Source organism: Streptomyces atratus (genome assembly GCF_040655115.1).
GTDB lineage: Bacteria > Actinomycetota > Actinomycetes > Streptomycetales > Streptomycetaceae > Streptomyces > Streptomyces atratus_D.
The window spans coordinates 42,497-55,992 of record NZ_JBFAJH010000049.1; the positions used below are offsets into that span (position 1 = coordinate 42,497).

Annotated in this window: 13 protein-coding genes and 1 pseudogene; 3 read left to right on the forward strand and 11 right to left on the reverse strand. The window is 70.2% G+C overall.

The annotated features are described in order from the left end of the window. Positions 1-13: 13 nt before the first annotated feature. From truB to rimP, 7 genes are all read right to left on the reverse strand, one after another. The gene (truB, locus tag AB0I23_RS33625; RefSeq protein ID WP_359115124.1) at positions 14-970 is read right to left on the reverse strand and encodes a tRNA pseudouridine(55) synthase TruB; all 957 of its coding nucleotides are present in this window, start codon (positions 968-970) and stop codon (positions 14-16) included. Next, complete coding sequence (rbfA, locus tag AB0I23_RS33630) at positions 967-1,431, reverse strand: 30S ribosome-binding factor RbfA (protein ID WP_359115126.1); 465 nt, start codon at positions 1,429-1,431, stop codon at positions 967-969. The genes truB and rbfA overlap by 4 nt, the downstream gene beginning before the upstream one ends. A 100-nt stretch (positions 1,432-1,531) precedes the next feature. Continuing rightward, positions 1,532-1,825, reverse strand: a complete 294-nt coding sequence (locus tag AB0I23_RS33635) for a DUF503 domain-containing protein (protein ID WP_359115129.1) — start codon at positions 1,823-1,825, stop codon at positions 1,532-1,534. A gap of 137 nt (positions 1,826-1,962) precedes the next feature. Continuing rightward, positions 1,963-5,064 carry a translation initiation factor IF-2 gene (gene infB, locus AB0I23_RS33640; RefSeq protein WP_359115132.1) on the reverse strand — a complete coding sequence of 1,034 codons (3,102 nt, stop codon included), beginning with the start codon at positions 5,062-5,064 and terminating at the stop codon, positions 1,963-1,965. Between the two features lie 149 nt (positions 5,065-5,213). After that, complete coding sequence (locus AB0I23_RS33645) at positions 5,214-5,492, reverse strand: YlxR family protein (protein ID WP_359115135.1); 279 nt, start codon at positions 5,490-5,492, stop codon at positions 5,214-5,216. Between the two features lie 221 nt (positions 5,493-5,713). Then, positions 5,714-6,754, reverse strand: a complete 1,041-nt coding sequence (gene nusA / locus AB0I23_RS33650; RefSeq protein WP_359115138.1) for a transcription termination factor NusA — start codon at positions 6,752-6,754, stop codon at positions 5,714-5,716. Positions 6,755-6,756: 2 nt separating this feature from the next. Continuing rightward, entirely contained in the window at positions 6,757-7,254 is a 498-nt protein-coding gene (gene rimP, locus AB0I23_RS33655) for a ribosome maturation factor RimP (RefSeq protein WP_359115140.1), read from the reverse strand. Between the two features lie 177 nt (positions 7,255-7,431). Between rimP and AB0I23_RS33660 the strand changes: the two genes are divergently transcribed. The 3 genes from AB0I23_RS33660 to AB0I23_RS33670 all read left to right on the forward strand — a co-directional run bounded on the left by AB0I23_RS33660 (position 7,432) and on the right by AB0I23_RS33670 (position 9,522). Further along, positions 7,432-8,046: a hypothetical protein gene (locus AB0I23_RS33660; RefSeq protein WP_359115142.1), complete on the forward strand. Its 615-nt coding sequence runs from the start codon at positions 7,432-7,434 to the stop codon at positions 8,044-8,046. Continuing rightward, the gene (locus AB0I23_RS33665) at positions 8,043-8,480 is read left to right on the forward strand and encodes a ferritin-like domain-containing protein (protein WP_359115145.1); all 438 of its coding nucleotides are present in this window, start codon (positions 8,043-8,045) and stop codon (positions 8,478-8,480) included. Before AB0I23_RS33660 ends, AB0I23_RS33665 begins: the two co-directional genes overlap by 4 nt. Positions 8,481-8,616: 136 nt before the next feature. Then, positions 8,617-9,522 (forward strand): aminoglycoside phosphotransferase family protein, encoded by a 906-nt coding sequence (locus tag AB0I23_RS33670; RefSeq protein WP_359115147.1) that lies wholly within the window; start codon positions 8,617-8,619, stop codon positions 9,520-9,522. A 279-nt stretch (positions 9,523-9,801) separates the two neighbouring features. Here the strand turns inward: AB0I23_RS33670 and AB0I23_RS33675 are convergent, their stop codons facing one another. From AB0I23_RS33675 to AB0I23_RS33690, 4 genes and pseudogenes are all read right to left on the reverse strand, one after another. Further along, positions 9,802-11,502 (reverse strand): proline--tRNA ligase, encoded by a 1,701-nt coding sequence (locus tag AB0I23_RS33675; RefSeq protein WP_359115149.1) that lies wholly within the window; start codon positions 11,500-11,502, stop codon positions 9,802-9,804. Positions 11,503-11,575: 73 nt separating this feature from the next. Then, on the reverse strand, positions 11,576-12,151 hold the full coding sequence (locus AB0I23_RS33680; RefSeq protein WP_359115152.1) for a GNAT family N-acetyltransferase: 576 nt from the start codon (positions 12,149-12,151) through the stop codon (positions 11,576-11,578). A gap of 144 nt (positions 12,152-12,295) precedes the next feature. After that, positions 12,296-13,141 (reverse strand): GNAT family N-acetyltransferase, encoded by an 846-nt coding sequence (locus AB0I23_RS33685; protein ID WP_359115155.1) that lies wholly within the window; start codon positions 13,139-13,141, stop codon positions 12,296-12,298. A 206-nt stretch (positions 13,142-13,347) separates the two neighbouring features. Beyond that, positions 13,348-13,496 (reverse strand): annotated as a pseudogene (locus AB0I23_RS33690) (flavodoxin-dependent (E)-4-hydroxy-3-methylbut-2-enyl-diphosphate synthase); the annotation flags it as partial.

A 13,496-nucleotide genomic window follows, 5' to 3' on the forward strand; every position in this document is an offset into this window, starting at 1 on the left:
GGAACCCGTCCCGTCAGGCGAAGACGGCCAGGCTCTTGGCCTTGCCCTTCTGCTCCTCGACGAGCACCAGGAAGGTCCCGTCGGGCCCGAAGACGGCGACCGGCCCCGGCGGATACGAGGGCATGTCCAGCCGCACGCCGTTCAGCAGCAGTCTGGCCCGCTTCTCGTCCACGTCCCAGCGTGGGAACGCCGAGGCGGCGGCCTCCGCGACCGGCATCACGGTCAGCTTCTCCTGATGCTGATCGAGTGTCCGCGCAGCATCGAGACCGTACGGACCGACGCGGGTGCGCCGCAGCGCGGTCAGATGCCCGCCGACGCCGAGCCCGGCGCCGAGATCGCGGGCGAGGGCACGGATGTACGTACCGGAGGAACAGACGACGGAGACAACCAGGTCGACGACCGGGGTCCCGTCCTCCGCGACCGCCTCGCGGACGTCGTAGACGTTGAAGGACGAGATGGTCACCGGCCTGGCCGGGATATCGAACTCCTCACCGCCGCGCACCCGTGCGTACGACCGCTTGCCGCCGATCTTGATGGCGCTGACCTTGGACGGCACCTGCATGATCGCGCCGGTCAGTGCCGCGACACCCGCGTCGATGCCCTCACGCGTGACGCCCGAAGCGTCGGTGGACGACGTGATCTCGCCCTCCGCGTCGTCCGTGACGGTGTCCTGGCCGAGGCGGATCGTGCCGAGGTACTCCTTCTCGGTCAGCGCGAGGTGACCGAGAAGTTTGGTGGCCTTCTCGACGCCGAGCACGAGAACGCCCGTCGCCATCGGGTCCAGCGTGCCGGCGTGGCCGACGCGGCGGGTGTGGGCGATGCCGCGCATCTTGGCGACGACGTCGTGCGAAGTGAAGCCGGACGGCTTGTCGACGATGACAAGACCGCCCTCCCTTCGCCCGCCGCCACCCTTGCCCGAGGTCGCTTCGCTCCCGCTCCTCTGACCGGGCGTCCTGTTCTGCTGTGTCATTCGGAGGCTGAGCCCTCGTTCTCGTCGGACTCGTCGGTGGCGTCCTCCGGCTTGCGGTATGGGTCGGCGTCGCCCGCGTACTTCGCACCGGTCGACACCTCGCGCACCTCCGCGTCCTTGGCCCGCGCCTTGTCGAGGAGGTCCTCGATGGTGCGTGCGTTGTCCGGCAGGGCGTCGGGGACGAAGGCCAGGGTCGGCGTGAACCGGACCCCGGTCTGCCGGCCGACCTCGGAACGGAGCACGCCCTTGGCGCTCTCCAGCGCCGCGGCGGAGGCCGCCCGCTCCTCGTCGTCGCCGTAGACCGTGTAGAAGACCGTGGCCTCCCGCAGGTCGCCGGTGACCCGGGCGTCCGTGATCGTCACGAATCCGAGCCGCGGATCCTTGATACGCCGGTCCAGGGTCTCCGCGACCACGACCTGGATGCGATCGGCCAGCTTTCGGGCCCGCGCGTTGTCGCTCACCGGTCCGTCACTCTTCCTTCTGGGTTGCTTACGGTCCGACGCTTCCGGCGTCCTGCGCTTCCGCGTCGGACGATTCCACGTCGAGCAGTTCTGACGTTGTTCAGTCTTCGTCGCTGTGCAGCCGCCGTCGAACCGACAGCAGCTCCACCTCGGGCCGGGCGGCGATCAGCCGCTCGCACCGGTCCAGTACGTCCGTGAGGTGTCCGGTGTCCCCGGAGACCACGGCAAGACCGATCTCGGCCCTGCGATGGAGATCCTGTTCGCCTGTCTCCGCCGCACTCACCGCGTACTTGCGCTGGAGTTCGGCGACGATCGGCCGGACGATGGAGCGTTTCTCCTTCAACGACCGTACGTCGCCGAGGAGCAGATCGAAGGACAGTGTCCCCACATACATGGATGCCCGGATGTCCCGCCGGTTCGGGTTCGCGCCCTACCAGCGCTTGGCAGGGACACAAGAACCGTACACGGAACGGCCGGGGCCGATCGACGGAGTTATGACCCGTCGACCGGCCCCGACTGTTGAGGTACGGGTCAGCCTCGCGGCTTCTCGCGCATCTCGTATGTCGCGATGACGTCGTCGATCTTGATGTCGTTGAAGTTTCCGAGGTTGATACCGCCCTCGAAGCCTTCGCGGATCTCGGTGACGTCGTCCTTGAAGCGGCGCAGACCGGAGATGTTGAGGTTCTCCGCGATGACCTTGCCATCGCGCAGCAGGCGCGCCTTGGTGTTGCGCTTGACCTCGCCGGACCGGACCAGCACACCGGCGATGTTGCCCAGCTTGGACGAGCGGAAGATCTCGCGGATCTCCGCCGTACCGAGCTCGACCTCTTCGTACTCCGGCTTGAGCATGCCCTTGAGGGCCGCTTCGATCTCTTCGATCGCCTGGTAGATGACCGAGTAGTACCGGACGTCCACACCTTCGCGCTCGGCCATCTGCTGCGCACGCCCTGCGGCGCGCACGTTGAAGCCGATCACGATGGCGTCGGAGCCGGTCGCCAGGTCGATGTCCGACTCGGTGACCGCACCCACACCGCGGTGCAGGACCCGGATGTCGACCTCGTCACCGACGTCGAGCTGGAGCAGCGAGGACTCGAGAGCCTCCACCGAACCGGACGCGTCGCCCTTGATGATGAGGTTGAGTTCCTGGACCAGACCGGCCTTGAGCGCCTCGTCCAGGTTCTCCAGGGAGAACCGGACACCCTTGCGGGCGAAGTTGGCGTTGCGCTCACGGGCGGCACGCTTCTCGGCGATCTGACGGGCCGTACGGTCCTCGTCGACGACCAGGAAGTTGTCGCCGGCGCCCGGGACATTGGTGAGACCGAGGACGAGGACGGGGGTCGACGGACCCGCTTCCTCGACGTTCTCGCCCTTGTCGTCGAGCATCGCGCGGACTCGGCCGTACGCGTCGCCGACCACCATCGTGTCGCCGACCCGCAGCGTGCCTCGCTGGACCAGGACGGTCGCAACGGCACCGCGGCCGCGGTCGAGGTGGGACTCGATCGCAATACCCTGCGCGTCCTGCTCCGGGTTGGCCCGCAGGTCGAGCGAGGCGTCGGCGGTGAGGACGACGGCCTCCAGAAGAGCCTCGATGTTGAGGCCCTGCTTGGCGGAGATGTCGACGAACATCGTGTCGCCGCCGTACTCCTCGGCCACCAGACCGAACTCGGTGAGCTGACCGCGCACCTTGGTCGGGTCGGCACCCTCGACGTCGATCTTGTTGACCGCGACCACGATCGGCACGTCGGCCGCCTTGGCGTGGTTCAGCGCCTCGATCGTCTGGGGCATCACACCGTCGTTCGCCGCCACCACGAGGATCGCGATGTCGGTGGACTTCGCACCACGGGCACGCATGGCGGTGAACGCCTCGTGACCCGGGGTGTCGATGAAGGTGATCCTGCGGTCCTCACCGTTGACCTCGGAGGAGACCTGGTACGCACCGATGTGCTGCGTGATGCCGCCGGCCTCGCCCGCAACGACGTTCGTCTTGCGGATCGCGTCCAGCAGTCGGGTCTTACCGTGGTCGACGTGACCCATGACGGTCACGACCGGCGGACGCGAGACCAGAGCCTCTTCGCCGCCCTCGTCCTCGCCGAACTCGATGTCGAAGGACTCGAGCAGCTCGCGGTCCTCCTCCTCGGGGCTGACGATCTCGAGGACGTAGTTCATCTCCTCGGCCAGCAGCTTCAGCGTCTCGTCCGAGACCGACTGCGTGGCGGTGACCATCTCGCCGAGGTTCATCATCACGGCGACGAGCGACGCCGGGTTGGCGTTGATCTTCTCCGCGAAGTCGGTGAGGGAGGCACCGCGCGACAGACGGACGGCCTGTCCGTTGCCGCGGGGCAGCATGACGCCGCCCACCGACGGGGCCTGCATGGCCTCGTACTCCTGGCGCCTCTGCCGCTTCGACTTGCGACCACGACGCGCGGGACCGCCGGGACGGCCGAACGCACCCTGTGTGCCACCACGGCCACCGGGGCCGCCGGGACGTCCACCGAAGCCGGGACGACCGCCGAAGCCGCCGCCACCACCGCCGGGACGGCCTGCGCCGCCACCGCCACCGCCGCCACCGGGGCGACCGGCGAAACCGCCGCCACCGCCACCGGGACCGGCCGGACGACCGGCGAAGCCGCCGCCGGGACGACCAGCACCGCCGCCGGGACGGCCTGCGCCGCCACCGGGACCACGGCCACCGCCGGGGCCACCACCGGGACGCGGGCCGGCAGCGGGACGCTGCGGCATCATGCCCGGGTTCGGACGGTTACCACCGGGCGCACCGCCCGGACGCGGAGCCTGCGGACGGGGCATGCCGCCCGGAGTCGGACGGGCACCGCCGGGGCCCTGGGGCCGTCCGGTCTGTGCGCCACCGGGGCCGCCCTGCGGACGCGGGGTGCCGGGACGCTCCTGGCCGCCACCGGGACGCGGGGCGCCACCGGGACGGGGTGCCTGCGGACGGGCCATGCCCGTCGAGCCACCGGAGGTGAAGGGGTTGTTGCCCGGACGGGGACCGGCCGGACGTGCGCCGCCGGGGCGCGGGGCGCCCTGGCCTGCGGGACGGGCCGGACGGTCGCCGCCACGGCCACCGTCGCGCTCGCCACCACGGCCGCCGTCACGCTGACCGCCGGCCGGACGGGCGGGGCGAGGACCGGGGGTGGCACCCGCGGGACGCGGGGCCTGCTGCGGCGTGGCCGGCTGAGCCGGGGCCGGAGCGGAGAACTCTGCCGCGGGCACCGGGGTGACCGGAGCGGGCTTCGGCGCGGGCTTGGGGCCCGGACGCGGGCCCGCCGACGGCGCGGAAGGCGCGGCAGCGGAAGGGGTGCTGCCGGGTGCCTCGGCTGCGGCCGGCTTGGGGGCCGGGGCGCCGGGCTTCGGGGCAGCGGGACGTGCCGCAGCTGCCGGGGAGGGCGCTGCGGGCCTTACGGGCGCGGCCTTGCGGGGCGCGCCCGGCTTCGCAGCGGACTTGCCGGCGTTGCCGCCGGGCCCCTGCAGTGCGTCAGTCAACTTGCGTACAACCGGCGCCTCGATCGTCGAGGACGCCGAACGGACGAATTCACCGAGTTCTTGGAGCTTGGCCATGACGACCTTGCTCTCGACGCCGAACTCCTTGGCGAGTTCGTATACCCGGACCTTAGCCACTTCGCTCCTTTTAGGTCCGGGTTACCGCCGGACCGTCGCTACTTCATGGGCGTACTCATCGCGTACTCATCGAGTGCTCATCGCAATCTCGACCTACTTCCAACTCGCGAGGTACCTGACCGCACGGGGTCCCGTGCCGTTCTAGTTTCTTACGGTGTCACCCGCTCGACATACCGCTGCAGTGCCGCGGAATCGAACGGCCCCATGGCCTTGAAGGCCCGGGGGAATGCCCGACGGCGAACCGCCAGATCGAGACAGACAGTGACGGGGTGCATATATGCACCCCGGCCGGGCAGCGTACCGCGAGGATCGGGGACGCATGCGTCCTCATCCACCACGATGCGCAGCAGCTCGCTCTTGGCCGCTCGCTCCCGGCATCCCACACAGGTTCGTTCGGGGCAAGCGCGGGCGTGCGTCCGGCCAGACACGGTTAAGTCTACCTCCCCGCACCGACCTCACCCCTTTGGGGCAAGAATCGAACGGATGTTGTCGTGATCTCAGCGGCATTCCGCGTGGATCTATTCCCCGGGACCGGCATCGGTCCCGCACTCCGGACTCGGGCCCGGCCGGTCTCCGGACCGATTCCGTCCATCGTCCGGGCAGGCGCCGGTCCACTGCTCGGACCGGCGTCGGCCGGTTCCGTACCGGTTCAGCCGCGCTCGGACCGGTCCTGGGCGCGCTCGGCCCGCTCACGGTCGGCGATGTCCCGCTCGGCGTCGGTCTCGGTGTCGGGGCGGATGTCGATGCGCCAGCCGGTGAGGCGGGCGGCGAGGCGGGCGTTCTGGCCCTCCTTGCCGATGGCGAGCGAGAGCTGGTAATCGGGGACGGTGACCCGGGCGGACCGCGCCCCGAGGTCCACGACCTCGACCTTGCTCACCCGGGCGGGTGACAGTGCGTTGGCGACCATCTCGGCCGGGTCGTCCGACCAGTCCACGATGTCGATCTTCTCGCCGTGCAGCTCGGCCATGACATTACGCACACGGCCGCCCATCGGGCCGATGCAGGCGCCCTTGGCGTTGAGACCCGAGCGGGTCGAACGAACCGCGATCTTGGTGCGGTGGCCGGCCTCGCGGGCGATCGCGCAGATCTCGACGGAACCGTCGGCGATCTCCGGGACCTCCAGCGCGAAGAGTTTCTTGACCAGGTTGGGGTGCGTCCGGGAGAGGGTCACGGACGGACCGCGGACGCCCTTGGCGACCCGCACGACATACGTACGCAGCCGCAGCCCGTGACTGTACTCCTCGCCCGGCACCTGCTCCTGCACCGGCAGGATCGCCTCCAGCTTGCCGATGTCGACCAGGACGTTCTTCGGGTCCTTGCCCTGCTGGACGACACCGGTGACGACATCACCCTCGTGGCCCGCGTACTCGCCGAACGTCCTGTCGTCCTCGGCGTCGCGCAGCCGCTGCAGGATGACCTGCTTGGCGGTGGTCGCGGCGATCCGGCCGAAGCCGGACGGGGTGTCGTCGAACTCCTTCGGCTCCTGGCCCTCTTCGAGGTCGGCCGGGTCCTCCTTCGCCCACACCGTCACATGGCCGCGCTCGTCGAGCTCCACGCGCGCACGGCGGTAGCTCCCGTCGGTGCGGTGGTAGGCGATGAGGAGGGCCGACTCGATCGCCTCGACGAGCACGTCGAAGGGGATCTCCTTGTCCTGTGCCAAGCCCCTCAAGAGCTTCACATCGATGTCCACGGCTACGCCTCCTCTTCCTTCTTGTCCTTGCGGTTGAATTCGATCTCCACGCGCGCCTTGGCGATCCCGTCGAAGGGGACCCGGCGGGACGTGGGCTTACGCCCCTTGACGCCCGGCACTTCGAGGTCGAGCCCCTCTTCGTCGACAGCGAGGATACGGGCGACCAGCTCGCCGCCCTCATGCAGCTGCAGCTTGGCCAGGCGGCCGGTGGCGCGCACGTAGTGGCGGTGCTCCGTCAGTGGACGGTCGGCACCGGGAGAGCTCACTTCGAGGACGTACTCGTCCTCACCCATCGCGTCGGTCTCGTCGAGCTTCTCGGAGATCGCGCGGCTCAGCTCCGCACAGGCGTCGAGCTCCACGCCCTCGTCGGAATCCACGACGATACGCAGCACACGTCGGCGGCCGGCCCGGGACACCTCGATCTCTTCAAGATCCAGCTGCTTGGCGCTGACGAGCGACTCGAGCAGCCCGCGCAGCCTTTCGCTCTGGGTGGTGCTCATCCGGGTGACTCCTCGGCCGCGTGTGCTGTTGTGTGGTTCATCGCGTGTCAGGTCAAAGGGTATCCGGTCCCGAGGGGTGTTGCCGTCCGTCGGCTGCTCAACCGCAGGTACGCTCGCCTGCAGTGATCACTTCAGGACAGATCCAGTCAGGACAGATCAACGCCCGAAGGAGAACAGGTGCGGCGCACGGGGACGACGCGCAGGGGTGCCCTCACCGTAACGGGGGCGATCGCCCTGGTGGCGGCGCTGGCCGGCTGCGGGGACGGTGACAGCGGCGAGGGCCGAAAGGGTTCTGCGCCGGCCGACGCGCGGGAGGCGGCGGCGAAGGCCGAGAGCTCGCTGCGGATGACAGCCGCGCGCACGAGCGGCACCCTGCTCGCCCGGTACGAGCAGGTCGTCACGGCCCATCCGTCGACCGCGGCCGGGCTCGCACCGCTGCGGGACGCCGTACGGGCCCATATGGAGGCGCTGTCGCCCGGGGCGGACAAGACGGTGCGGACGGGTGCCGGCGAAACCACGGGCACGGCTGCGCTGCGCGGCGCGGACCGGGCACCGGCCGCTTCGGGTTCGCCCACCCCTTCGGGTTCGCCCCCCGTTTCGAGTTCTCCCGCCGCCGACGCCAAGACCGCCGTCAAGGAACTGGCCGCGGCGGAACGCCGCACCGCGGACGCACATACGGCGACGCTCCTGACAGCGCCGCCCGAGCTGGCCCGGCTGCTCGCGTCGATCGCGGCCGCCGACGCAGCCCATGCCTACCTGCTGACCGAACTGGCCAAGGAGACCTCGTCATGAGTGCGCAGACGCTGCAGGCGGCGCAGGCATCTCTCGCCGCCGAGCATGCTGCGGTGTACGGGTACGGGGTGGTCGGCGGCCGCGTCGCCGACGGTCGCCGGGCCGAGGCGACGGCCGCCTACCACCAGCACCGGGCCCGGCGCGACGCGCTCGTGCGCACCGTGCGTGACCTGGGCGGTGAGCCGGTGGCGGCGGAGTCCGCGTACGCTCTGCCGTTCGCGGTGCCGGATTCGGCGGCGGCGGTGAAACTCGCCGCCGCGCTGGAGGACCGGATCGCGGGCGTCTACTCCGATCTCGTACGGGCTGCCGGGGGGCCGCTCAGGCAAGAGGCCGCAGACGCACTCCGGGAGGCCGCGGTGCGTGCGGTTCGCTGGCGGGGCAGCGGCGTAACCTTTCCCGGACTCACCGAGCGGTCCGCCGACGGCACCGCCTGAGCGGACGGGCCCACGGGGCCGGTGCGACGGGCATGACCGAAGCGAAGGCCGGGACCGGTCCGACGGACGTGACCGATGCGAGGGCCGGGACGGGTCCGACGCACTCATGAAGTCTCTGAAAGGGAACACAGCACGTATGGGTTTCGAACCGCCGCAGCGTCTGGTGCGAGCGCTCGGCGAGGTGTACGGGGACACGGCCGCCGCCGACTGGCTCGCGCGGCTCCCCGAGCTGATCGACGAGTCGCTGTCCGCCAACGGGCCGGAGCTGACTGTCGAGCGTATGGCCGCCCCCGGTGGGCGCAGCAGCCTGGTTCTGCTGGTGCGCCGCGCCGACGGCACCCCGGCCGTGCTGAAGATCGCTCCGGCCGGGGCGGCGCCCGACCTGGAGCAGGCGGCGCTGGCGCACTGGAACGGCTGGGGAGCGGTGCGGCTTCTCGGCTCCGGCGGCGACGCACTGCTGCTGGAACGGTTGCATCCCGAGGTGTCGCTGCGCTCGCTGCCGGAGGCGAAGGCGCTCCTGGAGGCGGCGGGTACGGTGCGACGGCTGTGGGTCGAGCCACCCAGCGGGCACTCCTTCGAAACGGTCACCGAGCGGACCGGCCGGTGCACCGGACCGATGCGGACCGCAGCCGCAGCCGACCCGACGCTCGAACCACTGGTCTCCGCGGCCCTGGCCGCGCGGGACGAGCTCGTCACCCACTCCCCCGAAGTCCTGCTGCTGCACGGCAACTTCCGCCAGAGCAAGGTGCTGGCGGGGGAACGGGCGCCGTGGCTGACGGTCGGCCCCGAGCCGCTGGTCGGCGAGCGTGCCTATGACCTGGCGCGGCTGGTACGGGACCGGGTGGAGGACCTCATCGCCTCCCCGGGCGGCCCCGTGACAGCCCGTCGCCGGATCAACAAGCTCGCGGATTCGCTGGACGTGGACCGCGAACGGCTGCACGGCTGGACGCTGTTCCGTGCGGTGGAGTCGGGCACCCGTGCGCTGACCGCCGGCCGTCGTCAGGAAGGCGAACTGTCGCTGGAGTTCGCGGGCTGGCTGTAGCGCCCCGGCCCCGCAGAACGGCCTCAGAGCCTGTCGGGTGACCTCTGACCGGGCGGCCACGCCCTGGCACGCACACTTCCGGCGTTGCCGAAATGCCCTGGTAGCTCCTTCCCCAAGCTCTCAGCTTCGTTCGAGCAGGGGAGACCCCGTCCAAGGCTATCCCGGCGCCCTGGAATCGCACGCACCATGCCGCGTCCGCTCTCCGATCGAAGGTCACCCGACAGGCTCGAAGGCCCCCGCGCTGTCGGACAGCGCGGGGGCCTTCGGCGATTTTGTGTGTCAGCCCTGGGCGACGAGACGGGCGATCGCCTCGTCGACCGTGAGCTCCTCGCGCTCGCCCGTACGGCGGTCCTTGAGCTCCAGGACGCCCTCGGCCGAGCGGCGGCCCGCGACCAGGATCTGCGGAACACCGATCAGCTCTGCGTCGGTGAACTTCACACCGGGCGAGACGCCCGCACGGTCGTCGACCAGGACCCGCACGCCCGCGGCGCCGAGCTTCTCGGCGACGTCGAGAGCCAGCTCGGTCTGGAGCGCCTTGCCGGCGGCGACGAGATGGACATCGGCCGGGGCGATCTCGCGGGGCCAGCAGAGACCCTGCGCGTCGGCGGTCTGCTCGGCGAGTGCGGCGACAGCGCGGGAGACGCCGATGCCGTACGAGCCCATGGTGACCCGCACCGGCTTGCCGTTCTGGCCGAGCACGTCGAGCTGGAACGCGTCCGCGAACTTGCGGCCCAGCTGGAAGATGTGGCCGATCTCGATGGCACGGTCCAGCTTGAGGCCGGTGCCGCACTTGGGGCACGGGTCGCCCGCCTCGACCACGACGACGTCGAGATAGTCGTCGACCTCGAAGTCGCGGCCGCAGACGACGTTCTTCGCATGGGTGCCGGGCTTGTTGGCGCCGGTGATCCAGGCGGTGCCGGGCGCGATGCGCGGATCGGCGATGTAGCGGACCTTCTCCAGACCCTGCGGGCCGACGTAGCCACGCACCAGGTCGGGACGGCCCTCGAAGTCCTCTGCGGTGACCAGCTCGACCACGGCGGGTGCGAGGTGCTCGCCGAGCTTGCCGAGGTCGACCTCGCGGTCGCCGGGTACGCCCACGGCGACGATCTCGCCGTCGACCTTGACCAGGAGGTTCTTCAACGTCGCGGAGGCCGGGACACCGAGGTGCGCCGCGAGCGTCTCGATGGTCGGGGTGTCGGGGGTGTCCAGCTCCTCGACCGGGCCGTGTGCCGAGCCGTCCGCGGGGGTGGCCTTGAAGGTCACGGCCTCCGTGTTGGCCGCGTAGTCGCAGGCGGGGCAGTCGACGAAGGTGTCCTCACCGGCCGGGGCGGGCGCCAGGAACTCCTCGGACGCCGAGCCGCCCATGGCTCCGGAGACCGCGGAGACGATGCGGTGGTCGAGACCGAGCCGCTCGAAGATGCGGATGTAGGCGGCGCGGTGCAGCTGGTAGGCCTCGATGAGGCCCTCGTCCGTGGTGTCGAAGGAGTACGAGTCCTTCATCTGGAACTCACGGCCACGCAGCACACCGGCGCGGGGGCGGGCCTCGTCGCGGTACTTGGTCTGGATCTGGTACAGGATCACGGGCAGGTCCTTGTAGGACGTGATCTGATCCTTGACGACCTGGGTGAAGATCTCTTCGTGCGTGGGGCCGAGGAGGTACTCGGCGCCCTTGCGGTCCTTGAGCCGGAAAAGCAGGTCGCCGTACTCGTCGTAGCGGCCGCTCGCGTCGTACGACTCCTTGGGCAGCAGCGCGGGCAGCAGGACTTCCTGACCGCCGATGGCGTCCATCTCCTCGCGCACGACGCGGGTGATGTTCTCCAGGACCTTCTTGCCCAGGGGCAGCCAGGTCCAGATGCCGGCCGCGGTGCGGCGTACGTAACCGGCCCGGACGAGCAGCTTGTGGTTGAGCGTCTCGGCGTCCGCCGGGTCGTCGCGCAGTGTCTTGATCATCAATCGGGACATGCGCTGGACCTGGGCCATGATGAACTCCTGCTCGGAAGGGTGATGTGCAGGAGGTTAGCCGGGTGGCGGGGGCGGGCGGAAATCGATTGGTTCAGCCCCGGTCCCGGCGGCGCAGCGGGAGAGGTGCTCCCATCACCACGTACGGCTTGGAAGCGCTGGGAAACAGCACCTGCCGGGCCAGGTCCCGGTAGCCGAGTGTGCGATACAGACCACGTGCCGGGCTCTCCGTGTCGATGGCGGAGAGGATGGAGCGCGGCTGGTCGACGGCGTCCGTGATGGTGGTGATCAGCGCGCGGCCGATCCCCCGCTTCTGGAACTCCGGATGGACATGCAGTTCGGTGATCACGAAGGAGTCGTCGAGCCAGTCCTCGGCGCCGGTGGCTCGCAGATAGGGCTCGACGACGGTGGACCACCAGTGGCCGCGTTCGTTGGGCATGCCGTAGACGAACCCGACGAGCCGGCCGGTCTCGGTGGTGGCGCCGAGGGCGCGGGAGCGGGGGTGCTCGAGGTGTCTGAGGACGATACGGCGGCGTACCTCGACCTCGTCCCGGCCGAGGCCGAAGGCGACGGCCTGCACGGCAAGCGCCTCGTCCACCCGCGCGGCGAGATCGATCGGACCGACCAGAACATGCGGGGTGTGGGCGCCGCCCCCTGAATCAGCTGCCATGCGCCGAACCCTACTGTCCGCACCGGGCTGTGGGGTACGTGTCAGGAGTGCTCGCGGTGACGGGGAGGAGCGCTGACGACGGCGGCGTCGAGCGCGCACTTCGGCGAGGCCGTGCCGTTCTCGGCCGCGGCCGCTTCGTCCCGGTCAGAAGAGCACGCTCATGAACGCGCCGACCTCACGGAAGCCGACCCGGGTGTATGCCCTGCGGGCCGCGGTGTTGTAGTCGTTCACGTACAGGCTGACGACCGGTGCGACATCGGCCAGCGCATAGCGCAGGACCGCTGCCATCCCTGTCTCGGAGAGGCCGCGGCCGCGGTGTTCGGGGGCGACCCAGACGCCCTGGATCTGGCAGGCCTGCGGGGTGGCGGCGCCGATCTCCGCCTTGAAGACGACCTTGCCGTCCTCGATGCGGGCGAAGGAGCGGCCGGTGCCGATGAGTTCGGCGACGCGTGCCTGGTAGAGGAGTCCGCCGTCACCGGCCATCGGCGAGATGCCCACCTCCTCGGTGAACATCGCCACGCAGGCCGGCATCAGGACCTCTATCTCGTCCTTGCGGATGCGGCGTACGAGCGGGTCGGGCGTCACGCCGGCGGCGGGGCTCTCGGTCACCATGAGCGGCTGGCGGGCCCGGACCTCGCGGGCGGGACCCCAGCCCGGTTCGAGCAGCCGCCAGAGCTGGGCGGTGGGCTCGGCGGGACCCACGATCGAGGAGCAGCGGCGGCCGGCCCGGCGGGCCCGGTCGGAGAACGCCCTGATGGCCTCGGGGGTGGCACAGATGGGTACGAGATTGGCGCCGGAGTAGCAGAGCGAACGCAGCCGGCCGTCCGCGTACCAGCCCCACATCTCACCGCCGAGGCGCCACGGATCGAGCCCTGCGATGTGGACCCGGGATGTCACGAAAGCATTGGCGACGGGGTCGCTCTCCAGGATGGCGAGTGCGGCGCCGAGGTCACTGGGTTCGAGGACCCGGGTGGTGGTCTGCGTCAACACAAGGGGGCCTCACCATGCGGTCTGCTGATTTCCGCACTGTACCGAAAGAGGCTGGCAGGCGCCGCCCCATGCCCGTCAACAGCATCCACGGGCCACCGTGAGGTCTCTCACGACCGTGCCCCGCCCGACGGCTTGTTCGTCGGACGGGGCACGGTCACTGGAGCGGGAATTCGGCCTCGGTCAATTCGGCCTCAGCCACTTCGGTCTCAGCTGATGGAGACCTCGGGCTCGCCGGAGGCGATGCCGTCCTTCTCCATCTGCTCGGCGATCTTCAGGGCTTCTTCGATGAGCGTCTCGACGATCTTCGACTCGGGAACGGTCTTGATGATCTCGCCCTTGACGAAGATCTGCCCCT